The following is a 19,481-nucleotide window of genomic DNA, read 5'->3' on the forward strand; positions in this document are numbered from 1 at the left end:
CTGGTCGGGTGTTGATGCTCGCGCTGGATACCGCCACACCCGCCGTCACGGTCGCTCTCCACGACGCCGACGGCGACCGCACGCTCGCCGCCGTCCGGAAGATCGACGCCCGCCGCCACGGTGAGCTGCTGCTGCCGTGCGTGGACGCGGTGCTGGGCGAGGCCGGGCGGAAGCTGGCCGAGGTCACCGACATCGTCGTCGGCGTCGGACCGGGCCCCTACACGGGGCTGCGGGTCGGACTGGCGACGGCCGAGGCGTTCGCGGCGGCGCTGGGCCAGCGGGTGCACGGCGTGTGCACGCTGGACGGCCTCGCCTACGCGTCCGGCCTGACCGAACCCTTCGTCGTGGCGACGGACGCCCGCCGCAAAGAGGTGTACTGGGCCCGGTACGAGGACTGCCGCACCCGGGTGACCGAACCGGCCGTGGACCGCCCCGCCGCCATCGAGGAACAGGTCGCCAGGCTGCCGGCCGTCGGCGCCGGAGCCGTGCTGTACGAGTCGGTCTTCCGCGGCGTACGCGGCGACCTGCCCACCGACCAGTCGGCCGAGGCCCTCGCCCGGCTGGCCGCCGAGCGGCTGGCCCGCGGCGAGGAACTGCTGCCGCCGCGCCCGCTGTACCTGCGGCGGCCGGACGCGAAAGTGCCGGCGGGCTACAAGGTGGTCACTCCGAAGTGAGCACCGCGAGCGCCGCACCCTCGCCGCAGGCCGTCACGCTCCGCGAGATGCGCTGGTGGGACATCGAACCCGTCCTCGGCCTGGAGGCCGAGCTCTTCCCGCAGGACGCCTGGTCGGCGGGGATGTTCTGGTCCGAGCTGGCGCACGCGCGGGGCCCGGCCGCGACCCGCCGCTACCTGGTCGCCGAGGAGCCGGGCGGTGCCCTCGTCGGCTACGGCGGGCTGGCCGCGGCCGGCGGCACCGGCGACATCCAGACCATCGGCGTACTGCCCGGCCACCGGGGCACCGGCCTCGGCTCCCGGCTGCTGAGCGCACTGCTGCGGGCGGCCACCGACTTCGAGTGCGGGGAGGTGCTGCTGGAGGTGCGGGTGGACAACGCGCCCGCGCAGCGCCTGTACGAGCGCTTCGGTTTCGTCCCCGTCGGGCTGCGGCGCGGCTACTACCAGCCGGCGGGCGTGGACGCCCTGGTCATGCGGCTGGCCGACCCCGCCACGTACGCCGCCCACCCCGGCACCCTCCCGGAAACCCCCCTTCCGCACACGCACCAAGGATCGAACTGGCATGGCTGACGAACCGCTCGTCCTCGGCATCGAGACCTCCTGCGACGAGACCGGCGTCGGAATCGTGCGCGGGCACACGCTGCTGGCCGACGCCGTCGCCTCCAGCGTGGACGTCCACGCGCGGTTCGGCGGCGTCGTCCCGGAGATCGCCAGCCGGGCGCACCTGGAGGCGATGGTGCCGACGATCCAGCGCGCCCTGGACCAGGCCGGTGTCGCCGCCTCCGACCTGGACGGCGTCGCCGTGACCGCCGGCCCCGGGCTGGCGGGGGCGCTGCTGGTCGGCGTCTCGGCGGCCAAGGCGTACGCCTACGCGCTGGGCAAGCCGCTGTACGGCGTCAACCACCTGGCCTCGCACATCTGCGTCGACCAGCTGGAGCACGGGGCGCTGCCCGAGCCGACGATGGCGCTGCTGGTCTCCGGCGGGCACTCCTCGCTGCTGCTGGCCCCCGACATCACCTCCGACGTGCGGCCCCTCGGCTCCACCATCGACGACGCGGCCGGCGAGGCCTTCGACAAGGTCGCCCGCGTGCTGAACCTCGGCTTCCCCGGCGGCCCCGTCATCGACAAGTGGGCGAAGGAGGGCGACCCCGACGCCATCGCCTTCCCGCGCGGCCTGACCGGCCCCCGCGACGCCCCGTACGACTTCTCCTTCTCCGGGCTGAAGACGGCCGTCGCCCGCTGGATCGAGGCCCGGCGGAACGCGGGCGAGGACGTACCCGTCGCCGACGTGTCCGCCTCCTTCCAGGAGGCCGTCACCGACGTGCTGACCCGCAAGGCCGTCCGCGCCTGCCGCGACGAGGGCGTCGACCATCTGATGATCGGCGGCGGGGTCGCCGCCAACTCGCGGCTGCGCGCCATGGCGGAGGAGCGCTGCGCCGCCGCCGGCATCACCCTGCGGGTGCCCCGCCCCAAACTGTGCACCGACAACGGCGCCATGGTGGCCGCCCTCGGCGCCGAGATGGTCGCCCGTGGCCGCCCGGCCTCCGACTGGGACCTGCCGGCCGACTCCTCCCTCCCGGTGACCGAACCGCACGTGCCGGGCCACTCCCACGACCACGACCACGTGCACGAGACGAGCAGGAAGAACCTCTACGCCTGATGCCGACCGAATCCACCGCCACCCTCACCCTCATGTGGGAGGCCAAGGCCGCACCCGGTCAGGGCTCCGCCCTCCTGGACTGGGCCCGCGCCCAGGAGCTGTCCCCGGCACCCTTCCGCCGCGAACACTTCACGGCGCCCGGTGAACGGGTCCTGGTCATCACCTGGTGGGAGGGCGGCGGCGACGATCACAACGCCGCTGTGCCCGAACTGCCCCCGCCGCCGCCCGAGCTGATCGCCCGGCCGGTGCACCGCTGGAGATTCACCCGGGTGTGACGGCAGGATAGGCGCCCCGGGCCACCGGGCCACCGCCGCCGACAGGCGGCGGACGGCGATGGCCGCGGGCGTCCGGCGTCCGGCAGCGTGCCGTTCTGTACGGCGGTGGACAGCGGCGCTCGTCGGCGTACGGCGGGTGCCCGGCGCCCGGCTGTGCGGTGGTCGCACGGCGCGGTGGCCGTACGGCACCCGCGGCCGTACGGCACCGGCGGGCGGCGGGCAGCACAAGACGGGCAGCACACGACGGGGGAGCGGATGCGGCGGCGGTCGCGCACACGGATATGCGGCGCACTGGGCGGTGCCCTGCTGGTGCTCGGTCTGGGAGGCGGAGCCGCGACGGCGAGCGCCGCGCAGCCGACCCCGGCGGCGTATCTCGCGGAGCAACTGCGGCACAGCCCCGTCCACGTCTCCGACCAGATGCCCCGCACCGTCCCGCTCTCGGCGAAGCCCGCCTTCGTGAAGGAGGCGCGCCGCACCGGAGTGCCGACATATGTGCTGGTGCTGCCCGCCGCACCGGGGGCCGACCCGGAGGGCCTGCTGGCCGCGGTGCACGACCGGCTCGGCAGGAAGGGGCTGTACGTCCTGCTCGACGGCGGTGGCGGAAGCCCCGAGGCGGTGGCGTTCGGCGTGGACGTACCGGCCCGGGACGCCGCCATGGCCACCACGTTCGAACTGCCCTACGACGCGGGCGCGCTGGAGTCCTTCCGGCACTTCGTCGACGTCCTGCGGTCCGGCGACGCGGCCTCCCGCGCCGACCGCGGCTCGGAGGCGAGCCGGGCGGGCGACGAGCCGGCGCCCCTCCACACCACCCGCACCGACCGCGACAACCAGAGCTTCCTCACCGGCCTGCTGCTTACCGGGGTGCCGCTGCTCGTCCTGGGCGTCGGCTGGTACGTGCGCCGGTGGCGCGGCGGGCGCGGCCCCGGCCCGCGCGTGCTCGTACCGGCCGCGGCCGTCGGCGCGCTCGTCATCGGTGCCGGCGCCCCGCTGGTGTACGACGACACCCGCTCCGACAGCGACCCCCTCCCCACGGCTGCCGACATGAGGGCGCGGACCGTGCGGGTCGCCGCCGGGCTGCGCCACGACCCCGTCTACGTCGACCCGCTCGCCCGCGGACTGCTCACCCCCGCCCAGCTCGGCGACCTGCGCACCCGGGCGGCACGGCTGGACGTACCGGTGCGGGTCGCGATCGTCCCGCTGAGCCCCGAGGACGAGTCGGCCGGTGACGGGGAACTGCTCGCGAAGCTCCTCCACGACCGGCTCGGCGGGGCGGGCGACGGGGTGTACGTCGTCGCCGGTGCCTCCGACGACGGCGATCTCGACATCGTCAACCACGGCGGGAAGGTCGCCACCGACGCCCTGCACACCGGCACCGAGTACCTGCGCTACGGGGAGGGCGAGGCCGACGACGCCGGACTGTACGAGCGGCTGCGGATGACGCTGCGCGCCGTGGACCGCGCGCCGTCGGGACCGCCCTCCGGCCCCTACCTGGACCCGCCCGCCGCCGAGGACCCCGTCGCCGAGGACCGGCTGCCCGGCCTCTACTCCGGCGACTTCGGCCCCGGCGCGACACTCGGCGCGTTCGCCGCGCTCGGCGTCGTCGGGCTGACCGCCGCCGGACTCGGCGTGGCCCGCCGTACCGGTCTCGCCGCCGGCCGCGCCCGCACCGCAGCCACCGGGCCGGGCGGGCGGCGCACGGGAGCGGCCGGACAGCGGGCGGCGGACGGCGCCCCCACGGCCGCGCCCCACGCTCCCGCGCGCCCCTCCACCGGCTGGCTGCGCCGTACGGCCCGCCGCGAACTGGACGAGCTGAACCGCGACTTCGACCGGCTCTCCGAAACCCTCACCGGCCGGGTGCGCGACCGGGTGTGGAACTTCCTGGACGCCGCCACCCTCGTCCTCGACCAGGAGGGCGACAGCCGGGTGGACGCCGACGCCGACGCACCCACCCTCGCCGCCGGGCTCGCCCTCGTCCGGGCGGGCCGCGCGGCACTGGAGGACCGCGCCCGCAAGGTGCCCGCCGAGACCCGGCTGTGCGTCCTCAACCCGCTGCACGGCCCCTCCGCCGCCACGCGGAAGCTGGAGCTGCCCGGCGACGACGTCTCGGCGCGGGCCCGCCCCGTGTGCGCGGGCTGCCGAGCGGAACTGGCGGCCGGGGACGGGGGGACGGAGCTGGAGCGGGCCGTCCACAGCGCGCGGACGGTGGCCGCACGCCTGCTGGTGCTGCGCCCGCCCGGCGCCGGCCGGACCGCCTCCCGCCGGCCGTACGACCGCGTCCCGGGCCTGCTGGAGGCCGGCGCCGGGCGGAGCGCGAGCCTGACAGCAGAACAGATCGTCCGCCGTGTCCGGGAGCAGCTAGGTGTCCACTGAACCCCGCGCCGCGTCCGGCGCCCGCACCCTCCACCCCGCCGGCCGGGCACGCACGGCCCCCTCCGCCGGGTCGCGCCCCGCCCCGCCCGCCGCCCCGTCGCGCCTCCGGCGGGCGGCCTTCGGGCTGGCGGCCGTGCCGGTGGCGGTCGCGCTGGCGTGCTCCGCCACGGGCCCGGCCCACGCCGCGGCCGGCGCTGCCGGGGCCCGTGCCGCCGCCCCCGGTGCCGTCACCGCGGACCCCACCGCCCCGCCCGACGAAGGGGCGGACGGGGCGGACGGGGCGGCCACCGCGCCCGGCCGGCGCATCGCCGACGCGCTGCGCCGCTCCCCGGTCTACGTCGATCCCGCCTACGAGCAGGCGTTCCCGGTCGCCGAGCAGCGCAAGCTGGCCGCGAAGATCAAGAAATCCGGCATCCCGGTGCGGGTGGTGGTCGTGCCGTTCGTCACCGGGGACGCCTGGGGCGGCGAGCCGGAGAAGATGGTCGAGGTCGTCCGCGACCGGCTCGGCGAGAGCCCCCGGCAGGAAGCCGTCTACATGACCCTCAGCAGGACGGAGGGGTACCTGAGCGGCCACGAGTTCCCCCGCGACGGCGAACACCAGGCGTTCTGGGGCGTGGCCGCCGTCGGCCACCAGGACGACATGGACGGCAAGAGCCTCTACGCGAAGTTCTCCCGCGCCCTGGAGATCGTCGAGGCGGGCAACGGCGACAAGGTGTACGAGAAGGCCACCGCGGACCTGCCCCGCACCCCGGTGCGGGACGAGCCCGGCGGCCCCGGCGGCACCTCCTGGACGCTGGTGGCCGCACTGGCCGGCGCGGCGCTCGCCGTACTCCTCGCCGCTCTGCTGGGGTACCGGGCGCTGCGCCGCCGCGCCGGGGGCTCGGCCCGTACCCCGTTCACCTCGCCGCGTTCCGTCTTCGCCGCCGCGCGCACGGCGGACGCGGACGACCTGCGGGAGCGGGCCCAGCGGGAGCTGCTGGCCTACCACGAGGACGTCCTCGCCCACGAGCCCGGCGAGGGGAACGCCCACCCGGACGGCGACGCGACAGCCCACTACCAGCTCGCGCTCGACGCCTACGACGCCGCCGGGCGGGTGCTGGACGGCGCACGCGGCGTCCCCGACCTGGCCGGGGTCCTCGCCCTCGTCCACGAGGGACGCGGCGCGCTCGGACGGGCGGCGACCGCCCGCCGGGGCCGGCGCAGGAAGCCGGGCACCACGCTGCCGCTGTGCTTCTTCCACCCCCTGCACGGCCCCGCCGACCGCCGTGTCCGCTGGCGCCCCCTGGGCCGGCGCGAGGCCCTGCACGTGGCGGCCTGCACCACGTGTGCGGCGGCCGTGGCCGCCCACCGCGCCCCCGAGGTCCTGACCCAGACCCACGGGGACCGCGAGATCCCCTACTTCGAGGTGCCGCCCGCACAGAGCCTGTGGGCCAGGACCGGGTACGGCTCGCTGGGGGAGACCACCTTGACGACGCGGGTCCTGCGCGGCGAGTTCTCCCGCAGCGGCGGCCGGGCCGCGACGGACCACGGGACGGACTAGCGGCGGCGCCGCGGCCCGGGCCGGTGCTCCCGCCGGCCCGGGCCGGTGCGGCTACGCGGGCAGGCCGTCGGCACCGGCGCGGGGCAGCGGCTGTCCCAGCAGCATGCTCGGCGCGCCCGCGACCCTGGTGAGGAAGACGGTGCACGAGCCGCGTGCCGCCTTCGGGTCCAGCTTCAGTTTCCGGCGCAGTTCCTCGGGCTCCACGGCCGACCCGCGCTTCTTGACGGTGACGACGCCGACGCCGCGCTCCCGCAGCAGGGCCCGCAGCCTCTTGACGTTGAACGGCAGCACGTCGGTGATCTCGTACCCGGTGGCGAACGGTGTGGGGTGCGGCGCGTCCGTCGTCACGTACGCGATGGTCGGGTCGATCAGCCGACCCGCCAGCCGCGCCGCCAGTTCGGCGACCAGATGGGCCCGCACGACCGCGCCGTCCGGCTCGTACAGGTAGCGGCCCACCGGGCCCGCCTCCGGGTCGGGCAGACCCTGGCCGGTCAGGGTGTCACCGGCGGGCAGCAGGGTGGCCCGCACGGCGCCCGGACCGCCGCCCGGGTGCGCGCCGGTGAACCACAGCACCGCTTCCTTGACGTCGCCCTGCCACGAGACCCACTCCGCCTCCGCCTCGTCCGGCACCGCCTCGTGGGGGATGCCAGGGGCGACCTTGAGCGCGGCCAGCGGCGCGGCGCGGGCCGTCTCCACGGCCCAGCTCAGCGGTGGCGAGTACGCCTCCGGGTCGAAGACGCGGCCCCGGCCGGTGCGCCGCGCGGGGTCGGCGAAGACGGCGTCGAACCCGTCCGTGGCCACCTCGGTCACATCGGCGCAGCGCACCTCGACGCGCTCGGCCACGCCCAGCGCCGCGGCGTTGGCGCGGGCCACCGCGCACGTGAGCGGGTCACGGTCCACGGCCAGCACACGGATGCCGGCCCGGGCCAGGGCGACGGCGTCGGCACCGATGCCGCAGCCCAGGTCCACGGCGCTGCGGACGCCGAGCCGGTGGAAGCGGCGGGCACGGTGCCCGGCCACCCCGGCGCGGGTCGCCTGTTCGAGGCCGTCCGGTGTGAAGTACCAGGTGTGCGCCTCCCGGGGGCCGAACTTGGCCTCGGCGCGGGACCGCAACCGGTGCTGGGTGAGTGCGGCGGCCACCAGTTCGGGCGCGTACCGCTGCCGCAGCCGGGTGGCCGCGGCCAGCTCCTGTCCGGGGGCCACCTCGCGCACCTCGGCCAGGAGGGTCTGCCCCTCGTCGGACAGCAACCCGGCGAACACCTCGACATCCACCCCGTCATTCTCCCGTGCCCCCGCCCGCCGCCGGACGCCAGGGCAACCGCCGCTGCCCGCCCGCCGCGGGGCGCTACTGCCCGGGCCCGTGCGGGTCGCCTGCCGAGCACGCCCCTAGGATCGGTTCCGTGAAGTGACGACCCGCCGCGCGTGACCCGCGCGCCCGCCCAGGCAGATCCGACGCCGTCGAGCCCGTGCTCCGGCGTCCGCCTCCGCCTGCCGTCCTCCGCCACTTCACACCGACGGGATCCACCATGACCGACACCCCGGCCGCCCGCGCCGTCCCCGCACTGTCCGACGAGGCGTTCCTCGGCCACGTCGCCGACCGGCTCGCCGCCCTGCCCGCCGTGTCCGCCGTCACCCTCGGCGGCTCCCGCGCCCAGGGCCTCCACACCGCCGGCAGCGACTGGGACCTGGCCGTCTACTACCGGGGGCCCTTCGACCCCGCCCGCCTGCGCGCCCTCGGCTGGGAGGGCGAGGTCGGCGAACTGGGCGCCTGGGGCGGCGGCGTCTTCAACGGCGGTGCCTGGCTGACCATCGACGGGCGGCGGGTGGACGTCCACTACCGGGACCTCGACGTGGTCGAGCACGAGCTCGCCGAGGCGCGGGCCGGCCGCTTCCACTGGGAGCCGCTGATGTTCCACCTGGCGGGCATCCCCAGCTACCTCGTGGTGGCCGAACTCGCCGTCAACCGGGTGCTGCGCGGCACCCTGCCCGCGCCCCGCTATCCGGAGGCGCTGCGCGAGGCCGCCCCGCCCGTGTGGCGGCAGCAGGCGGCGATGACGCTGCGGTACGCGAAGGGGGCCCACGCGCCCCGCGGCCAGCTCACCGAGGTCGCCGGGGCCCTGGCCACCGCCGCCGCGCAGACCGCGCACGCGGTGCTGGCCGAGCGCGGCGAATGGGTCACCAACGAGAAGCGGCTCCTCACCCGGGCGGAGCTGCGCGGCCTCGATCCGCTGATCGTCTCGCTGAGCCCCGACCCCGCCGCCCTGCGGGACGCCGTGAGCCGGGCGGCTGCCCTCCTCGGCCTGCCGGAATGAGGGGCCGGGCGGGAACGGGTGCGGGGCTTCCGGGGCGGGAGGGGGCACCTGCGGACGGCGCCGCGCACCCGGTCGGCTAGCACTCCGCTTGACCGAGTGCTAAGCCAGGCATAATCTCAACCCTGGCACTCTCCCTCTGGGAGTGCCAGCAGTACGCGACGGGCAGATCCGGCACCCGCGACGGCGGATCTACCAGGTCGCCACCCCAGACATAAGACCCCATTTGAGATCTCCGAAGGGGGAGGTCGGATCGTGACGACCGCCAGCTCCAAGGTTGCCATCAAGCCGCTCGAGGACCGCATCGTGGTCCAGCCGCTCGACGCCGAGGAGACCACGGCCTCTGGCCTGGTCATCCCGGACACCGCCAAGGAGAAGCCGCAGGAGGGCACCGTCCTGGCCGTCGGCCCGGGTCGCTTCGAGGACGGCAACCGTCTGCCGCTCGACGTAAAGGTCGGTGACATCGTGCTGTACAGCAAGTACGGCGGCACCGAGGTGAAGTACAGCGGCGAGGAGTACCTCGTTCTCTCGGCCCGCGACGTTCTCGCCATCGTCGAGAAGTAAGTCGAGAAGCAATTCTGACCCAGCAGCGCAGCGCCCGGTCTTTCCGCCGCAGCAGCCTGCAAGGCGAACGCGCCCTGGTGCCCGCTCCTCGCGCGAGGTAGCAGGGACCAGGGCGCGGCTCGTACCGGCCACAGCGAGCCCGTACGGGACGAGCGAGACGTGTGAGAGGACACAACCCTTCCCATGGCGAAGATCCTGAAGTTCGACGAGGACGCCCGTCGCGCCCTTGAGCGCGGTGTCAACAGCCTGGCCGACACCGTCAAGGTGACCATCGGCCCCAAGGGCCGCAACGTCGTCATCGACAAGAAGTTCGGCGCCCCGACCATCACCAACGACGGTGTCACGATCGCCCGTGAGGTCGAGGTCGAGGACCCCTACGAGAACCTGGGCGCCCAGCTCCTGAAGGAGGTGGCGACCAAGACCAACGACATCGCGGGTGACGGCACCACCACCGCCACGGTGCTGGCCCAGGCCCTGGTCCGCGAGGGCCTGCGCAACGTCGCCGCCGGTGCCTCCCCGGCCGCCCTCAAGAAGGGCATCGACGCCGCGGTCTCGGCCGTCTCCGACGAGCTGCACAAGACCGCCCGGCCGATCGACTCCAAGGAGGACATCGCCTCCGTCGCCGCGCTGTCCGCGCAGGACAAGCAGGTCGGCGAGCTGATCGCCGAGGCGATGGACAAGGTCGGCAAGGACGGTGTCATCACCGTCGAGGAGTCCCAGACCTTCGGCCTGGAGCTGGACTTCACCGAGGGCATGGCCTTCGACAAGGGCTACCTGTCGCCGTACTTCGTCACCGACCAGGAGCGGATGGAGGCCGTCCTCGACGACCCGTACATCCTCATCCACCAGGGCAAGATCAGCTCCATCCAGGACCTGCTGCCGCTGCTGGAGAAGATCATGCAGGCCGGCGCCTCCAAGCCGCTGCTGATCATCGCCGAGGACGTGGAGGGCGAGGCCCTCTCCACCCTGGTCGTCAACAAGATCCGCGGCACCTTCAACGCGGTGGCCGTCAAGGCCCCCGGCTTCGGTGACCGCCGCAAGGCGATGCTCGGCGACATGGCCACCCTCACCGGTGCCACCGTCATCGCCGAGGAGGTCGGCCTCAAGCTGGACCAGGCCGGTCTGGACGTGCTGGGCACCGCCCGCCGCGTGACCGTCACCAAGGACGACACCACGATCGTCGACGGTGCCGGCAAGAGCGAGGACGTCGCGGCCCGCGTCGCCCAGATCAAGGCCGAGATCGAGACGACCGACTCCGACTGGGACCGCGAGAAGCTCCAGGAGCGCCTCGCCAAGCTGGCCGGCGGCGTCTGCGTCATCCGTGTCGGCGCGGCCACCGAGGTGGAGCTGAAGGAGAAGAAGCACCGCCTGGAGGACGCGATCTCCGCGACCCGCGCGGCCGTCGAGGAGGGCATCGTCTCCGGCGGTGGCTCCGCCCTCGTCCACGCCGTCAAGGTGCTGGAGGACAACCTCGGCAAGAGCGACGACGAGGCCACCGGTGTCGCCACCGTCCGCCGCGCCGCCGTCGAGCCGCTGCGCTGGATCGCCGAGAACGCGGGCCTGGAGGGCTACGTCATCACCTCCAAGGTCGGCGAGATGGAGCCGGGCCACGGCTTCAACGCCGCCACCGGCGAGTACGGCGACCTGGTCAAGGCCGGTGTCATCGACCCGGTCAAGGTGACGCGCTCCGCGCTGGAGAACGCCGCCTCCATCGCCTCGCTGCTGCTGACGACCGAGACGCTGGTCGTCGAGAAGCCGGCCGAGGAGGAAGAGGCCGCGGCCGGTCACGGCCACGGTCACGGCCACGCCCACTGAGGCGCACCCCTTCCGGAAGGGCGCACCCCGCCACGGGGTGCGCCCTTCGCGCGTGCGGGCCCTGCGGTGCGCCCGCGCGCGTCCGGCTGCCTGGTTGCGCCTCGCGCGCGTGCCGGCCGCCGTGTGCCCCGCGCGCGTCCGGCTGCCGGGCTGTGCCGGGCTGCCTGGCTGACCGGACTACTTGGGGCCGTACTTGCGCCCCGTCGAGGAGGAGGCCCGGGCCAGCACCCCGCGGGGCACCAGCCGGGAGGCCCCCAGCAGCGCCTTGTAGCGGGGGTCGGGGATCGACAGGGCGCGGCCCCGCGCGAGGTCGTCCAGCGCGGTCTCCACGACCTTGTCCGCGTCCAGCCACATCCACCGCGGGATGTCCTTCGTGGACATCCCGGCCCGCTCGTGGAACTCCGTCCGCACGAATCCGGGGCACAGCGCCATCAGCCGCACCCCCGTCCCGGCCAGGTCCCTGGCCGCCCCCTGGGTGAACTGGGTGACCCACGCCTTGGACGCCCCGTAGGTGCCGCGGGGGAAGAACGCGGCGACGGACGCGACGTTGACGACCCCGCCCCGGCCGCGCTCGCGCATGGCGGCGGTGGCGGCGGTGGTGAGCCGCAGCACGGCCTCGCAGTGCACCTTGAGCATCGTCAGCTCGTCGGCGACGGGCACCTCCAGATAGCGGCCCTTGTTGCCGAAGCCGGCGTTGTTGACCAGCAGGTCGACCGGGTGCGCGGTCTCGCCCAGCCGCTCCTCGACGGCCGCGATGCCCTCGTCGGTGGCCAGGTCGGCGGTCAGCACGTCGGCCTCGACGCCGTGCCGGTCGTGGAGTTCGGTGGCCTGGCGCCACAGGCGTTCGGTGTTCCGCGCGGTCAGTACGAGGTGATAGCCGCGGCCGGCGAGGCGGCGCGCGAAGGCGGCGCCGATTCCGGCGGTGGCCCCGGTGATCAGTGCAGTCGTCATGCGGTCACGCTATCGGCCCGAACGGGCGGCGCCCGGCGGGCGGGAACGCCCCGGAATCGGAGGGTACGCCCGCCTGCCGCCTGCATGTTGACGGTACGTCAGCTCTGTCCGCCGGCGGTCACGCCAGGGACCGCCCGGTGCGCCGCAGCGCCCGCTCCCGCACCAGCGGATCGAGCAGTTCCCCCGCCGTCAGGATGTGGGGCAGCAGCTCGGGTTCGCCGGTCAGCGCCCGGAAGACGTGACTGACGGAGACGTCGTGGTCGGGCCGGTGGACGACGGTGACGGTGTCCCCGGCGCGCACCTCGCCCGGTGTGCGTACGCGCAGATAGGCGCCGGCCCTGTGACGTGCGGTGAACCGTTTGAGCCAGCCCTGTTCGCCGAGCCAGCCGGCGAAGGTGCGGCAGGGGAAGCGGGTGGTGCTCACCTCCAGCAGGGGCCCGGTGCCCGGGGCGCCGATCTGCCAGCGTTCGCCGACGAGGGCGTCGTCCACCGCGGCGTCACGCATGGTGAGGTTCTCGCCGAAGACACCGTTGGGCAGGGTGCGGCCCAGCTCCCGCTCCCACCGGTCGAGCTCCTCGCGGGCATAGGCGTAGACGGCCTGCTCCTCGCCGCCGTGGTACCGCAGATTGCCGATCGTGTCACCGGCCAGTCCACTGCCCCCGGTGCCGCGGGGCCCCGGCGCGCGGACGGCGACGGGTTCCGAGGTGGGCCGTTTGTCGATGCCCGTCCACTTGTGTTCCGCGTCGGTGTGTTCGGACTGGTGGGGTATGGCCAGATTCACGGAGAGCAGCTGCATGGCTGCGAGGCTAACGGCGGCCCGGTCAAAGCGGCGAGGGGGTTTTCCGGTCCGACCCCAAGGCCGGCTTATGGAAGGACGTATCCTCGAAGGCATGATCGAGGCCCGCCATCTGCGCGTCCTGCGCGCCGTCGCCACCACGGGATCCTTCTCCGGAGCGGCGCGCGAGCTGGGCTGCACCCAGCCCGCCGTCAGCCAGCAGATGAAAGCGCTGGAGGCCGCAGCCGGCACCCCGCTGCTGGTGCGGTCCGGGCGGGAGATGCGGCTCACCGAGGCCGGCGAGGCGCTGGTACGGCACGCCACGGGCATCCTCGCAGGCCTGGCGGCGGCCGAGGAGGAGGTCGCGGCGCTGGCCGGACTGCGGGCCGGCCGGGTGCGGCTGGTCTCCTTCCCCAGCGGCAGCTCCACCCTGGTGCCCACGGCGGTCGCGGCGATGCGGGCCGACCATCCCGGCACCCGGGTCTCGCTGGTGGAGGCGGAGCCGCCGCGCTCGGTGGACATGCTGCGCGCGGGGGACTGCGAGATCGCGCTGGCCTTCCGCTACGAAGCGGCCCCCGAGTGGGACGACCTGGTGGCCCGGCCGCTGCTCACCGACCGGCTGGTCGGCCTGGTGCCGGAAAGGCACCCGTTCGCGGACGCCGACGAGGTGGACATCGGCACCCTGGCCGAGGAGCCGTGGATCGCGGGCTGCCCGCGCTGCCGCCGCCATCTCGTACAGGTGTGCGAGGCCGCGGGCTTCACCCCGCGCATCGACTTCGCCACCGACGACTACCCGGCGGTGGTGGGGCTGGTCGGCGCCGGGCTGGGGGTCGCGGTGCTCCCGGAGCTGGCCGTGGAGTCCGTACGCCCCAAGGGGACGCGGCCGGTGCGGCTCGGCCCCGAGGTGCGCCGGGAGGTCGTCGCGCTCACCCTCCCGGACCTGGCGCAGGTCCCCGCCGTCTCGGCGATGCTCGACCGGCTGGCGGCGGCGGCCCACCGCTGACCCGCCCCGCCGGGACGCGCCGTCCTGGCGGAGGCGTGCGGGCGCATGCGGCCCCGCGGGTCGGTACGGGCGCCGGGGGAACGTTTCTGCGGTGTCTTCGGCGTGCGGAACCTCAGAACTCGCCGACCGGCTGGGCCGATTCCGCGACCCCCGGGTCCCGCCGCGATCCGTTCACCGGGCCGGGCTCCCGGGGCGGTCCCGCGCCGTCCGCGTCCTCGCCCGGCTCGGGAGCCGTCTCCTGCGGGCCGGTCACCAGCCGGTTGCGGGCCCGGCCCAGCAGCTCCTCGCGCTCGTCCTCGGTGAGCCCGCCCCATACACCGTAGGGCTCGCGGACCTGGAGGGCGTGCGCCGCGCACTCCGCGCGCACGGGGCAGCGCATGCACACCTCCTTCGCGGAGGCCTCCCGCGCGCTGCGGGCGGCGCCGCGCTCCCCCTCGGGGTGGAAGAACAGCGAACTGTCCACGCCCCGGCACGCGGCCAGTAGCTGCCAGTCCCACAGATCCGCGTTGGGTCCAGGAAGGCGGGAGAAGTCTGCCATCGCGTCTCTCCAGAGTGCTGCTGGGGGGTGCTCTGTCACTCGTGCGTAAATATGACTCTTTCGCGAATTTAGCGAGCGAACCCGCAAAACGGAAGAAATGCAGCTAAATAGGGCACCGCAGGAGAGAAGGTGCGCCCCGCGGTTCGAAGACGCGATGTTGCTGCTCTGTGCACGGTTGCTCACGTAGAGTGCTGAAAGCGGTACCGGGAAGCCGTAACTCTTTCGGGTGACCGTCGTTGAGAGAGCGAAAGCGATTGACTCCGAACGGCCTGGGCACGGACGACCGAGGCCGTCAATCGCGCAGGTGACGATTCTTCTTCAGCAGCCTGGAGGCTCAAGGTGATGCGCATCAGCAGCGGAGGGCGGTCATGACATCCGTCCTCGTATGCGACGACTCCCCGCTCGCCCGAGAGGCCCTGCGCCGCGCGGTCGCGACCGTGCCCGGCGTCGAGCGTGTGACGACGGCGGCCAACGGCGAGGAAGTCCTCCGCCGCTGGGGCGCCGACCGGTCCGACCTGATCCTGATGGATGTCCGGATGCCCGGCCTGGGCGGAGTGGAGACCGTGCGCCGGCTGCTCTCCGCCGACCCCGGCGCCCGCATCATCATGCTGACGGTGGCCGAGGACCTCGACGGCGTGGCACTGGCCGTCGCCGCAGGTGCCCGCGGCTACCTCCACAAGGACGCGTCCCGCGCCGAACTGCGCGCGACCGTCACCCAGGCGCTCGCCGACCCCACGTGGCGGCTCGCGCCCCGGCGGCTGCGCTCCGCCGAGATGGGCGCGGCGCCCACCCTCACCGCGCGGGAGATCCAGGTACTGGAGGGGATGAGCCACGGGCGGTCCAACGCCGAGATCGGGCGCGAACTCTTCCTCTCCGAGGACACCGTCAAGACCCACGCCAGGCGGCTCTTCAAGAAGCTCGGCGCCTCCGACCGCGCACACGCGGTGGCGCTCGGCTTCCGCTGGGGCCTCGTCCGCTAGTCCGGTGCGGGGCGCCCGGCGGTGGACGGCCCGTCGTCCCGGCCGCCCGGGCCGCCCGGACCACCCGGACCACCCGTTCCGCCCGGGCCGCACCCGCCGCCCGTCCCGCCTGGGCCGAAGCCCGCTCGTCGGTGTCCGGAAACGGTCGTGGGCGGGTGGGACGGCGGCCCCCGGCCGGGGCCAAGTTCCCGTGGTCCCTCCCGCGGCATCCGGGAAATCCCGCGGGTGTCGCATGCTTGTTGTATGGAGTTCCTCGGGGACCGGTCGGTCAGGCGTGAGGGGAGGGCGTGGAACATGAGGGCCAGTGCTCCTGCTCATAACGCTTCGGCTCACATCCACGGACGCGGTGCGGCGGACCGCCCGGCGTCGGTGCACCATGGACCGATGCGCGACGAGGAGAACGGACCGCCGCCCGGGGCCGCCTCCGGCCAGGGTGCCGTCGTCGCGGCCACCGACAGCACCGCTGCCGACGGTGCCGCGGAGACCGCCGTGGGCGGTGCGGACACGGCGGGTGGGGCCGACACGACACAGGTCGCGACGGTCAGCCAGCTCGTCCAGCGTGCCGTCGAGGGCGACCGCCAGGCCACCCACGACCTGCTCGCCCATGTGCACCCGCTCGCCCTGCGCTACTGCCGCACCCGGCTGACGCGGCTGCCCGGCGACGCCCGGCACTTCGTCGACGACCTCGCGCAGGAGGTGTGCATCGCGGTGCTGTGCGCCCTGCCGCGCTACCGCGACACCGGGAAGCCGTTCGAGGCGTTCGTCGTCGCCATCGCCCAGCACAAGGTCGCCGACCTCCAGCGGGCCGCCATGCGCGGGCCCGGCTCGACGGCCGTGCCCTCGGACGAGATGCCCGAGCGGCCCGACGATTCGCTCGGCCCCGAGGAGCGGGCGCTGCTGAGCAGCGACGCCGAGTGGGCCAAGAAACTCCTCGCCAATCTGCCCGAACACCAGCGCGAGCTGGTGCTGCTGCGCGTCGCCGTCGGGCTGACGGCGGAGGAGACGGGACAGATGCTGGGCATGTCGCCCGGAGCGGTGCGCGTCGCCCAGCACCGGGCGCTCAGCCGGCTGCGGGCACTGGCCGAGCAGTGACGGCCGGGCCCGCCGGCCGTGCGGCCCGGTACTGCGACGTTTTCCACAATCCGGGTTTTCCACAGGGTGGCCGTACACCCTCGGCGGGCCGATAGCATGGAGTTCGCGGCTGGACAAGCAGCGGCGGCGCCGTCACGAGCGGTGTCGGCCGCACAGGAAGGTGTCATGACTGAGAACGTCGACGGGGTGCCCGCCAAATTCGCCACTCTGGGCCTGACATATGACGACGTCCTGCTACTGCCGGGCGAGTCGGACATGGCCCCGCACGACATCGACACCGCGTCGTACGTCTCGCGCAACGTCCGGGTCAACGTCCCCCTGCTGTCCGCCGCCATGGACAAGGTCACCGAGGCCCGCATGGCCATCGCGATGGCCCGCCAGGGCGGAGTGGGCGTCCTGCACCGCAACCTGTCCATCGAGGACCAGGCCAACCAGGTGGACCAGGTCAAGCGGTCCGAGTCCGGCATGGTCGCCGACCCGATCACCATCCGCCCCGACGCCACCCTGGAGGAGGCCGACGCGCTGTGCGGGCGGTTCCGCATCAGCGGCGTTCCCGTCACCGACGCCGCGGGCAAGCTGCTCGGCATCGTCACCAACCGCGACATGGCCTTCGAGCTGGACCGCAGCCGCCAGGTGCGCGAGGTCATGACGCCGATGCCGCTGGTCACCGGCGAGGTGGGCATCTCCCGTGACGCGGCGATGGAGCTGCTGCGCCGCCACAAGATCGAGAAGCTGCCGCTGGTGGACGGCACCGGCCACCTCAAGGGCCTCATCACCGTCAAGGACTTCGTCAAGGCCGAGCAGTACCCGAACGCCGCCAAGGACAGCGAGGGCCGCCTCGTCGTCGGCGCCGCCGTCGGTGTCGCCGGTGACGCCTACGACCGGGCCGAGGCGCTGATCGAAGCGGGTGTCGACTTCATCGTCGTCGACACCGCCCACGGCCACTCCCGGCTGGTCGGCGACATGGCCGCCAAGATCAAGTCGAACTACCCGGCCGTGGATGTCGTCGGCGGCAACATCGCCACCCGCGACGGCGCCAAGGCCCTGATCGACGCGGGCGTCGACGGCGTCAAGGTCGGCGTCGGCCCCGGCTCCATCTGCACCACCCGCGTCGTCGCCGGTATCGGCGTCCCGCAGGTCACCGCCATCTACGAGGCGTCGCTGGCCGCCAAGGAAGCCGGCGTCCCCGTGATCGGCGACGGCGGCCTCCAGTACAGCGGCGACATCGCCAAGGCCCTAGTCGCCGGCGCCGACACCGTGATGCTCGGCAGTCTGCTGGCCGGCTGCGAGGAGTCGCCGGGCGAGCTGCTGTTCATTAACGGCAAGCAGTTCAAGTCCTACCGGGGCATGGGCTCCCTCGGCGCCATGCAGTCCCGCGGCGACCGCAAGTCCTACTCCAAGGACCGCTACTTCCAAGAAGGCGTCAGCGGCGACGACAAGCTGATCCCCGAGGGTGTCGAAGGCCAGGTCGCCTACCGCGGCCCGCTCTCCGCCGTCGTCCACCAGCTCGTCGGCGGCCTCAAGCAGTCGATGTTCTACGTCGGCGGGCGCACCGTTCCCGAGCTCAAGGAGCGGGGCCGCTTCGTCCGCATCACCGCCGCGGGGCTCAAGGAGAGCCACCCCCACGACATCCAGATGACGACCGAGGCGCCGAACTATTCGCGGCGCTGAGCGCCGGGCACGGTGCCAGGCCCGCGGCCCTCACCGGCCGCGGGCTTCGGCGTGTCCGCGATACTGGGTCGCGGCACAACAGAGTGAGAGGCAGTAGACGTGACTGAGATCGAGATCGGGCGCGGCAAGCGCGGGCGGCAGGCGTTCGCCTTCGACGACATCGCCGTGGTGCCCAGCAGGCGCACCCGCGACCCGAAGGAGGTCTCGATCGCCTGGCAGATCGACGCCTACCGCTTCGAGCTGCCGTTCCTCGCCGCCCCCATGGACTCGGTCGTCTCCCCCCGTACGGCCATCCGCATCGGCGAGATGGGCGGCCTCGGCGTCCTCAACCTCGAAGGGCTGTGGACCCGCTACGAGGACCCCGAACCGCTCCTCGCGGAGATCGCCGAACTCGACGAGGCCACGGCCAACCGCCGGATGCAGGAGATCTACGCCGAGCCGATCAAGGAAGAGCTGATCGGACAGCGGATCAAGGAAGTCCGCGACTCCGGCGTCGTGACGGCCGCCGCGCTGTCGCCCGGCCGCACCGCGCAGTTCTCCAAGGCCGTCGTGGACGCCGGCGTGGACCTGTTCGTCATCCGCGGCACCACCGTCTCCGCCGAGCACGTCTCCAGCGCGGCCGAACCGCTCAACCTCAAGCAATTCATCTACGAACTGGACGTCCCGGTGATCGTCGGCGGCTGCGCCACCTACACCGCCGCCCTCCACCTGATGCGGACCGGCGCCGCCGGCGTGCTCGTCGGCTTCGGCGGCGGCGCCGCGCACACCACCCGCAACGTGCTGGGCATCCAGGTGCCGATGGCCACCGCCGTCGCCGACGTCGCCGCCGCCCGGCGCGACTACATGGACGAGTCCGGCGGCCGGTACGTCCACGTCATCGCCGACGGCGGTGTCGGCTGGTCCGGCGACCTGCCCAAGGCCATCGCCTGCGGCGCGGACGCCGTGATGATGGGCTCGCCGCTGGCCCGGGCCACCGATGCGCCCGGAAAGGGCCACCACTGGGGCATGGAAGCCGTCCACCTCGATGTGCCGCGCGGCCGACGCGTCGACCTCGGCGCGGTCGGCACCCTGGAGGAGATCCTCCTGGGCCCCTCCCACACCCCCGACGGCTCCATGAACTTCTTCGGAGCCCTGCGAAGGGCCATGGCCACCACGGGCTACTCCGAACTGAAGGAGTTCCAGCGAGTGGAAGTAACGGTAGCCCGCTCCCGCTGACCCCACTGAGGACACCCGTCGAGTCGGGGGCTGGGGGTCCCCCCGGACGG

General features: G+C 74.0%; 18 protein-coding genes. 14 read left to right on the forward strand and 4 right to left on the reverse strand.

Annotated elements, in window-relative coordinates; genetic code table 11:
* The first annotated feature begins 8 nt into the window (after positions 1 to 8).
* From tsaB to IO40_RS0119425, 6 genes are all read left to right on the forward strand, one after another.
* Complete coding sequence (gene tsaB / locus IO40_RS0119400; protein ID WP_031175811.1) at positions 9 to 674, forward strand: tRNA (adenosine(37)-N6)-threonylcarbamoyltransferase complex dimerization subunit type 1 TsaB; 666 nt, start codon at positions 9 to 11, stop codon at positions 672 to 674.
* Complete coding sequence (gene rimI, locus IO40_RS0119405; protein ID WP_016473378.1) at positions 671 to 1,243, forward strand: ribosomal protein S18-alanine N-acetyltransferase; 573 nt, start codon at positions 671 to 673, stop codon at positions 1,241 to 1,243. The genes tsaB and rimI overlap by 4 nt, the downstream gene beginning before the upstream one ends.
* The gene (gene tsaD, locus IO40_RS0119410) at positions 1,236 to 2,333 is read left to right on the forward strand and encodes a tRNA (adenosine(37)-N6)-threonylcarbamoyltransferase complex transferase subunit TsaD (RefSeq protein ID WP_016473377.1); all 1,098 of its coding nucleotides are present in this window, start codon (positions 1,236 to 1,238) and stop codon (positions 2,331 to 2,333) included. Before rimI ends, tsaD begins: the two co-directional genes overlap by 8 nt.
* Positions 2,333 to 2,608 (forward strand): hypothetical protein, encoded by a 276-nt coding sequence (locus IO40_RS0119415; RefSeq protein WP_030407389.1) that lies wholly within the window; start codon positions 2,333 to 2,335, stop codon positions 2,606 to 2,608. Before tsaD ends, IO40_RS0119415 begins: the two co-directional genes overlap by 1 nt.
* Before the next feature lie 255 nt (positions 2,609 to 2,863).
* Positions 2,864 to 4,978, forward strand: coding sequence for a hypothetical protein (locus IO40_RS0119420; protein WP_016473375.1), 2,115 nt, complete (start codon positions 2,864 to 2,866; stop codon positions 4,976 to 4,978).
* The gene (locus IO40_RS0119425; protein ID WP_016473374.1) at positions 4,968 to 6,518 is read left to right on the forward strand and encodes a hypothetical protein; all 1,551 of its coding nucleotides are present in this window, start codon (positions 4,968 to 4,970) and stop codon (positions 6,516 to 6,518) included. The genes IO40_RS0119420 and IO40_RS0119425 overlap by 11 nt, the downstream gene beginning before the upstream one ends.
* A 51-nt stretch (positions 6,519 to 6,569) precedes the next feature.
* Here IO40_RS0119425 and IO40_RS0119430 read toward each other — a convergent pair whose 3' ends face one another.
* Positions 6,570 to 7,790: a class I SAM-dependent methyltransferase gene (locus IO40_RS0119430; RefSeq protein WP_016473373.1), complete on the reverse strand. Its 1,221-nt coding sequence runs from the start codon at positions 7,788 to 7,790 to the stop codon at positions 6,570 to 6,572.
* 254 nt (positions 7,791 to 8,044) lie between these two features.
* On the opposite strand from IO40_RS0119430, the gene IO40_RS0119435 reads away from it, so the two are divergent.
* The 3 genes from IO40_RS0119435 to groL all read left to right on the forward strand — a co-directional run bounded on the left by IO40_RS0119435 (position 8,045) and on the right by groL (position 11,206).
* Entirely contained in the window at positions 8,045 to 8,830 is a 786-nt protein-coding gene (locus IO40_RS0119435) for a nucleotidyltransferase domain-containing protein (RefSeq protein WP_016473372.1), read from the forward strand.
* A 252-nt stretch (positions 8,831 to 9,082) separates the two neighbouring features.
* Positions 9,083 to 9,391 (forward strand): co-chaperone GroES, encoded by a 309-nt coding sequence (groES, locus tag IO40_RS0119440; protein WP_016473371.1) that lies wholly within the window; start codon positions 9,083 to 9,085, stop codon positions 9,389 to 9,391.
* A 183-nt stretch (positions 9,392 to 9,574) separates the two neighbouring features.
* The gene (gene groL, locus IO40_RS0119445; protein ID WP_016473370.1) at positions 9,575 to 11,206 is read left to right on the forward strand and encodes a chaperonin GroEL; all 1,632 of its coding nucleotides are present in this window, start codon (positions 9,575 to 9,577) and stop codon (positions 11,204 to 11,206) included.
* Between the two features lie 177 nt (positions 11,207 to 11,383).
* Here the strand turns inward: groL and IO40_RS0119450 are convergent, their stop codons facing one another.
* Together IO40_RS0119450 and IO40_RS0119455 are read right to left on the reverse strand one after the other, a co-directional pair.
* The gene (locus tag IO40_RS0119450; protein ID WP_016473369.1) at positions 11,384 to 12,157 is read right to left on the reverse strand and encodes an SDR family NAD(P)-dependent oxidoreductase; all 774 of its coding nucleotides are present in this window, start codon (positions 12,155 to 12,157) and stop codon (positions 11,384 to 11,386) included.
* Between the two features lie 118 nt (positions 12,158 to 12,275).
* Positions 12,276 to 12,953: an MOSC domain-containing protein gene (locus IO40_RS0119455; RefSeq protein WP_030407394.1), complete on the reverse strand. Its 678-nt coding sequence runs from the start codon at positions 12,951 to 12,953 to the stop codon at positions 12,276 to 12,278.
* A 94-nt stretch (positions 12,954 to 13,047) separates the two neighbouring features.
* Between IO40_RS0119455 and IO40_RS0119460 the strand changes: the two genes are divergently transcribed.
* Positions 13,048 to 13,935: a LysR family transcriptional regulator gene (locus IO40_RS0119460; protein WP_031175812.1), complete on the forward strand. Its 888-nt coding sequence runs from the start codon at positions 13,048 to 13,050 to the stop codon at positions 13,933 to 13,935.
* 112 nt (positions 13,936 to 14,047) lie between these two features.
* On the opposite strand, the gene IO40_RS39460 is transcribed toward IO40_RS0119460, so the two are convergent.
* The gene (locus IO40_RS39460; RefSeq protein WP_016473366.1) at positions 14,048 to 14,473 is read right to left on the reverse strand and encodes a WhiB family transcriptional regulator; all 426 of its coding nucleotides are present in this window, start codon (positions 14,471 to 14,473) and stop codon (positions 14,048 to 14,050) included.
* Between the two features lie 368 nt (positions 14,474 to 14,841).
* Between IO40_RS39460 and IO40_RS0119470 the strand changes: the two genes are divergently transcribed.
* From IO40_RS0119470 to IO40_RS0119485, 4 genes are all read left to right on the forward strand, one after another.
* Positions 14,842 to 15,453: a response regulator transcription factor gene (locus IO40_RS0119470; RefSeq protein WP_003948568.1), complete on the forward strand. Its 612-nt coding sequence runs from the start codon at positions 14,842 to 14,844 to the stop codon at positions 15,451 to 15,453.
* 384 nt (positions 15,454 to 15,837) lie between these two features.
* Positions 15,838 to 16,545 (forward strand): sigma-70 family RNA polymerase sigma factor, encoded by a 708-nt coding sequence (locus IO40_RS0119475; protein ID WP_276203782.1) that lies wholly within the window; start codon positions 15,838 to 15,840, stop codon positions 16,543 to 16,545.
* 165 nt (positions 16,546 to 16,710) lie between these two features.
* Positions 16,711 to 18,216: an IMP dehydrogenase gene (guaB, locus tag IO40_RS0119480; RefSeq protein ID WP_016473364.1), complete on the forward strand. Its 1,506-nt coding sequence runs from the start codon at positions 16,711 to 16,713 to the stop codon at positions 18,214 to 18,216.
* Between the two features lie 99 nt (positions 18,217 to 18,315).
* Positions 18,316 to 19,431 carry a GuaB3 family IMP dehydrogenase-related protein gene (locus IO40_RS0119485; RefSeq protein ID WP_016473363.1) on the forward strand — a complete coding sequence of 372 codons (1,116 nt, stop codon included), beginning with the start codon at positions 18,316 to 18,318 and terminating at the stop codon, positions 19,429 to 19,431.
* Positions 19,432 to 19,481 lie beyond the last annotated feature (50 nt).

The organism is Streptomyces albus subsp. albus, from assembly GCF_000725885.1.
Lineage (GTDB): Bacteria > Actinomycetota > Actinomycetes > Streptomycetales > Streptomycetaceae > Streptomyces > Streptomyces albus.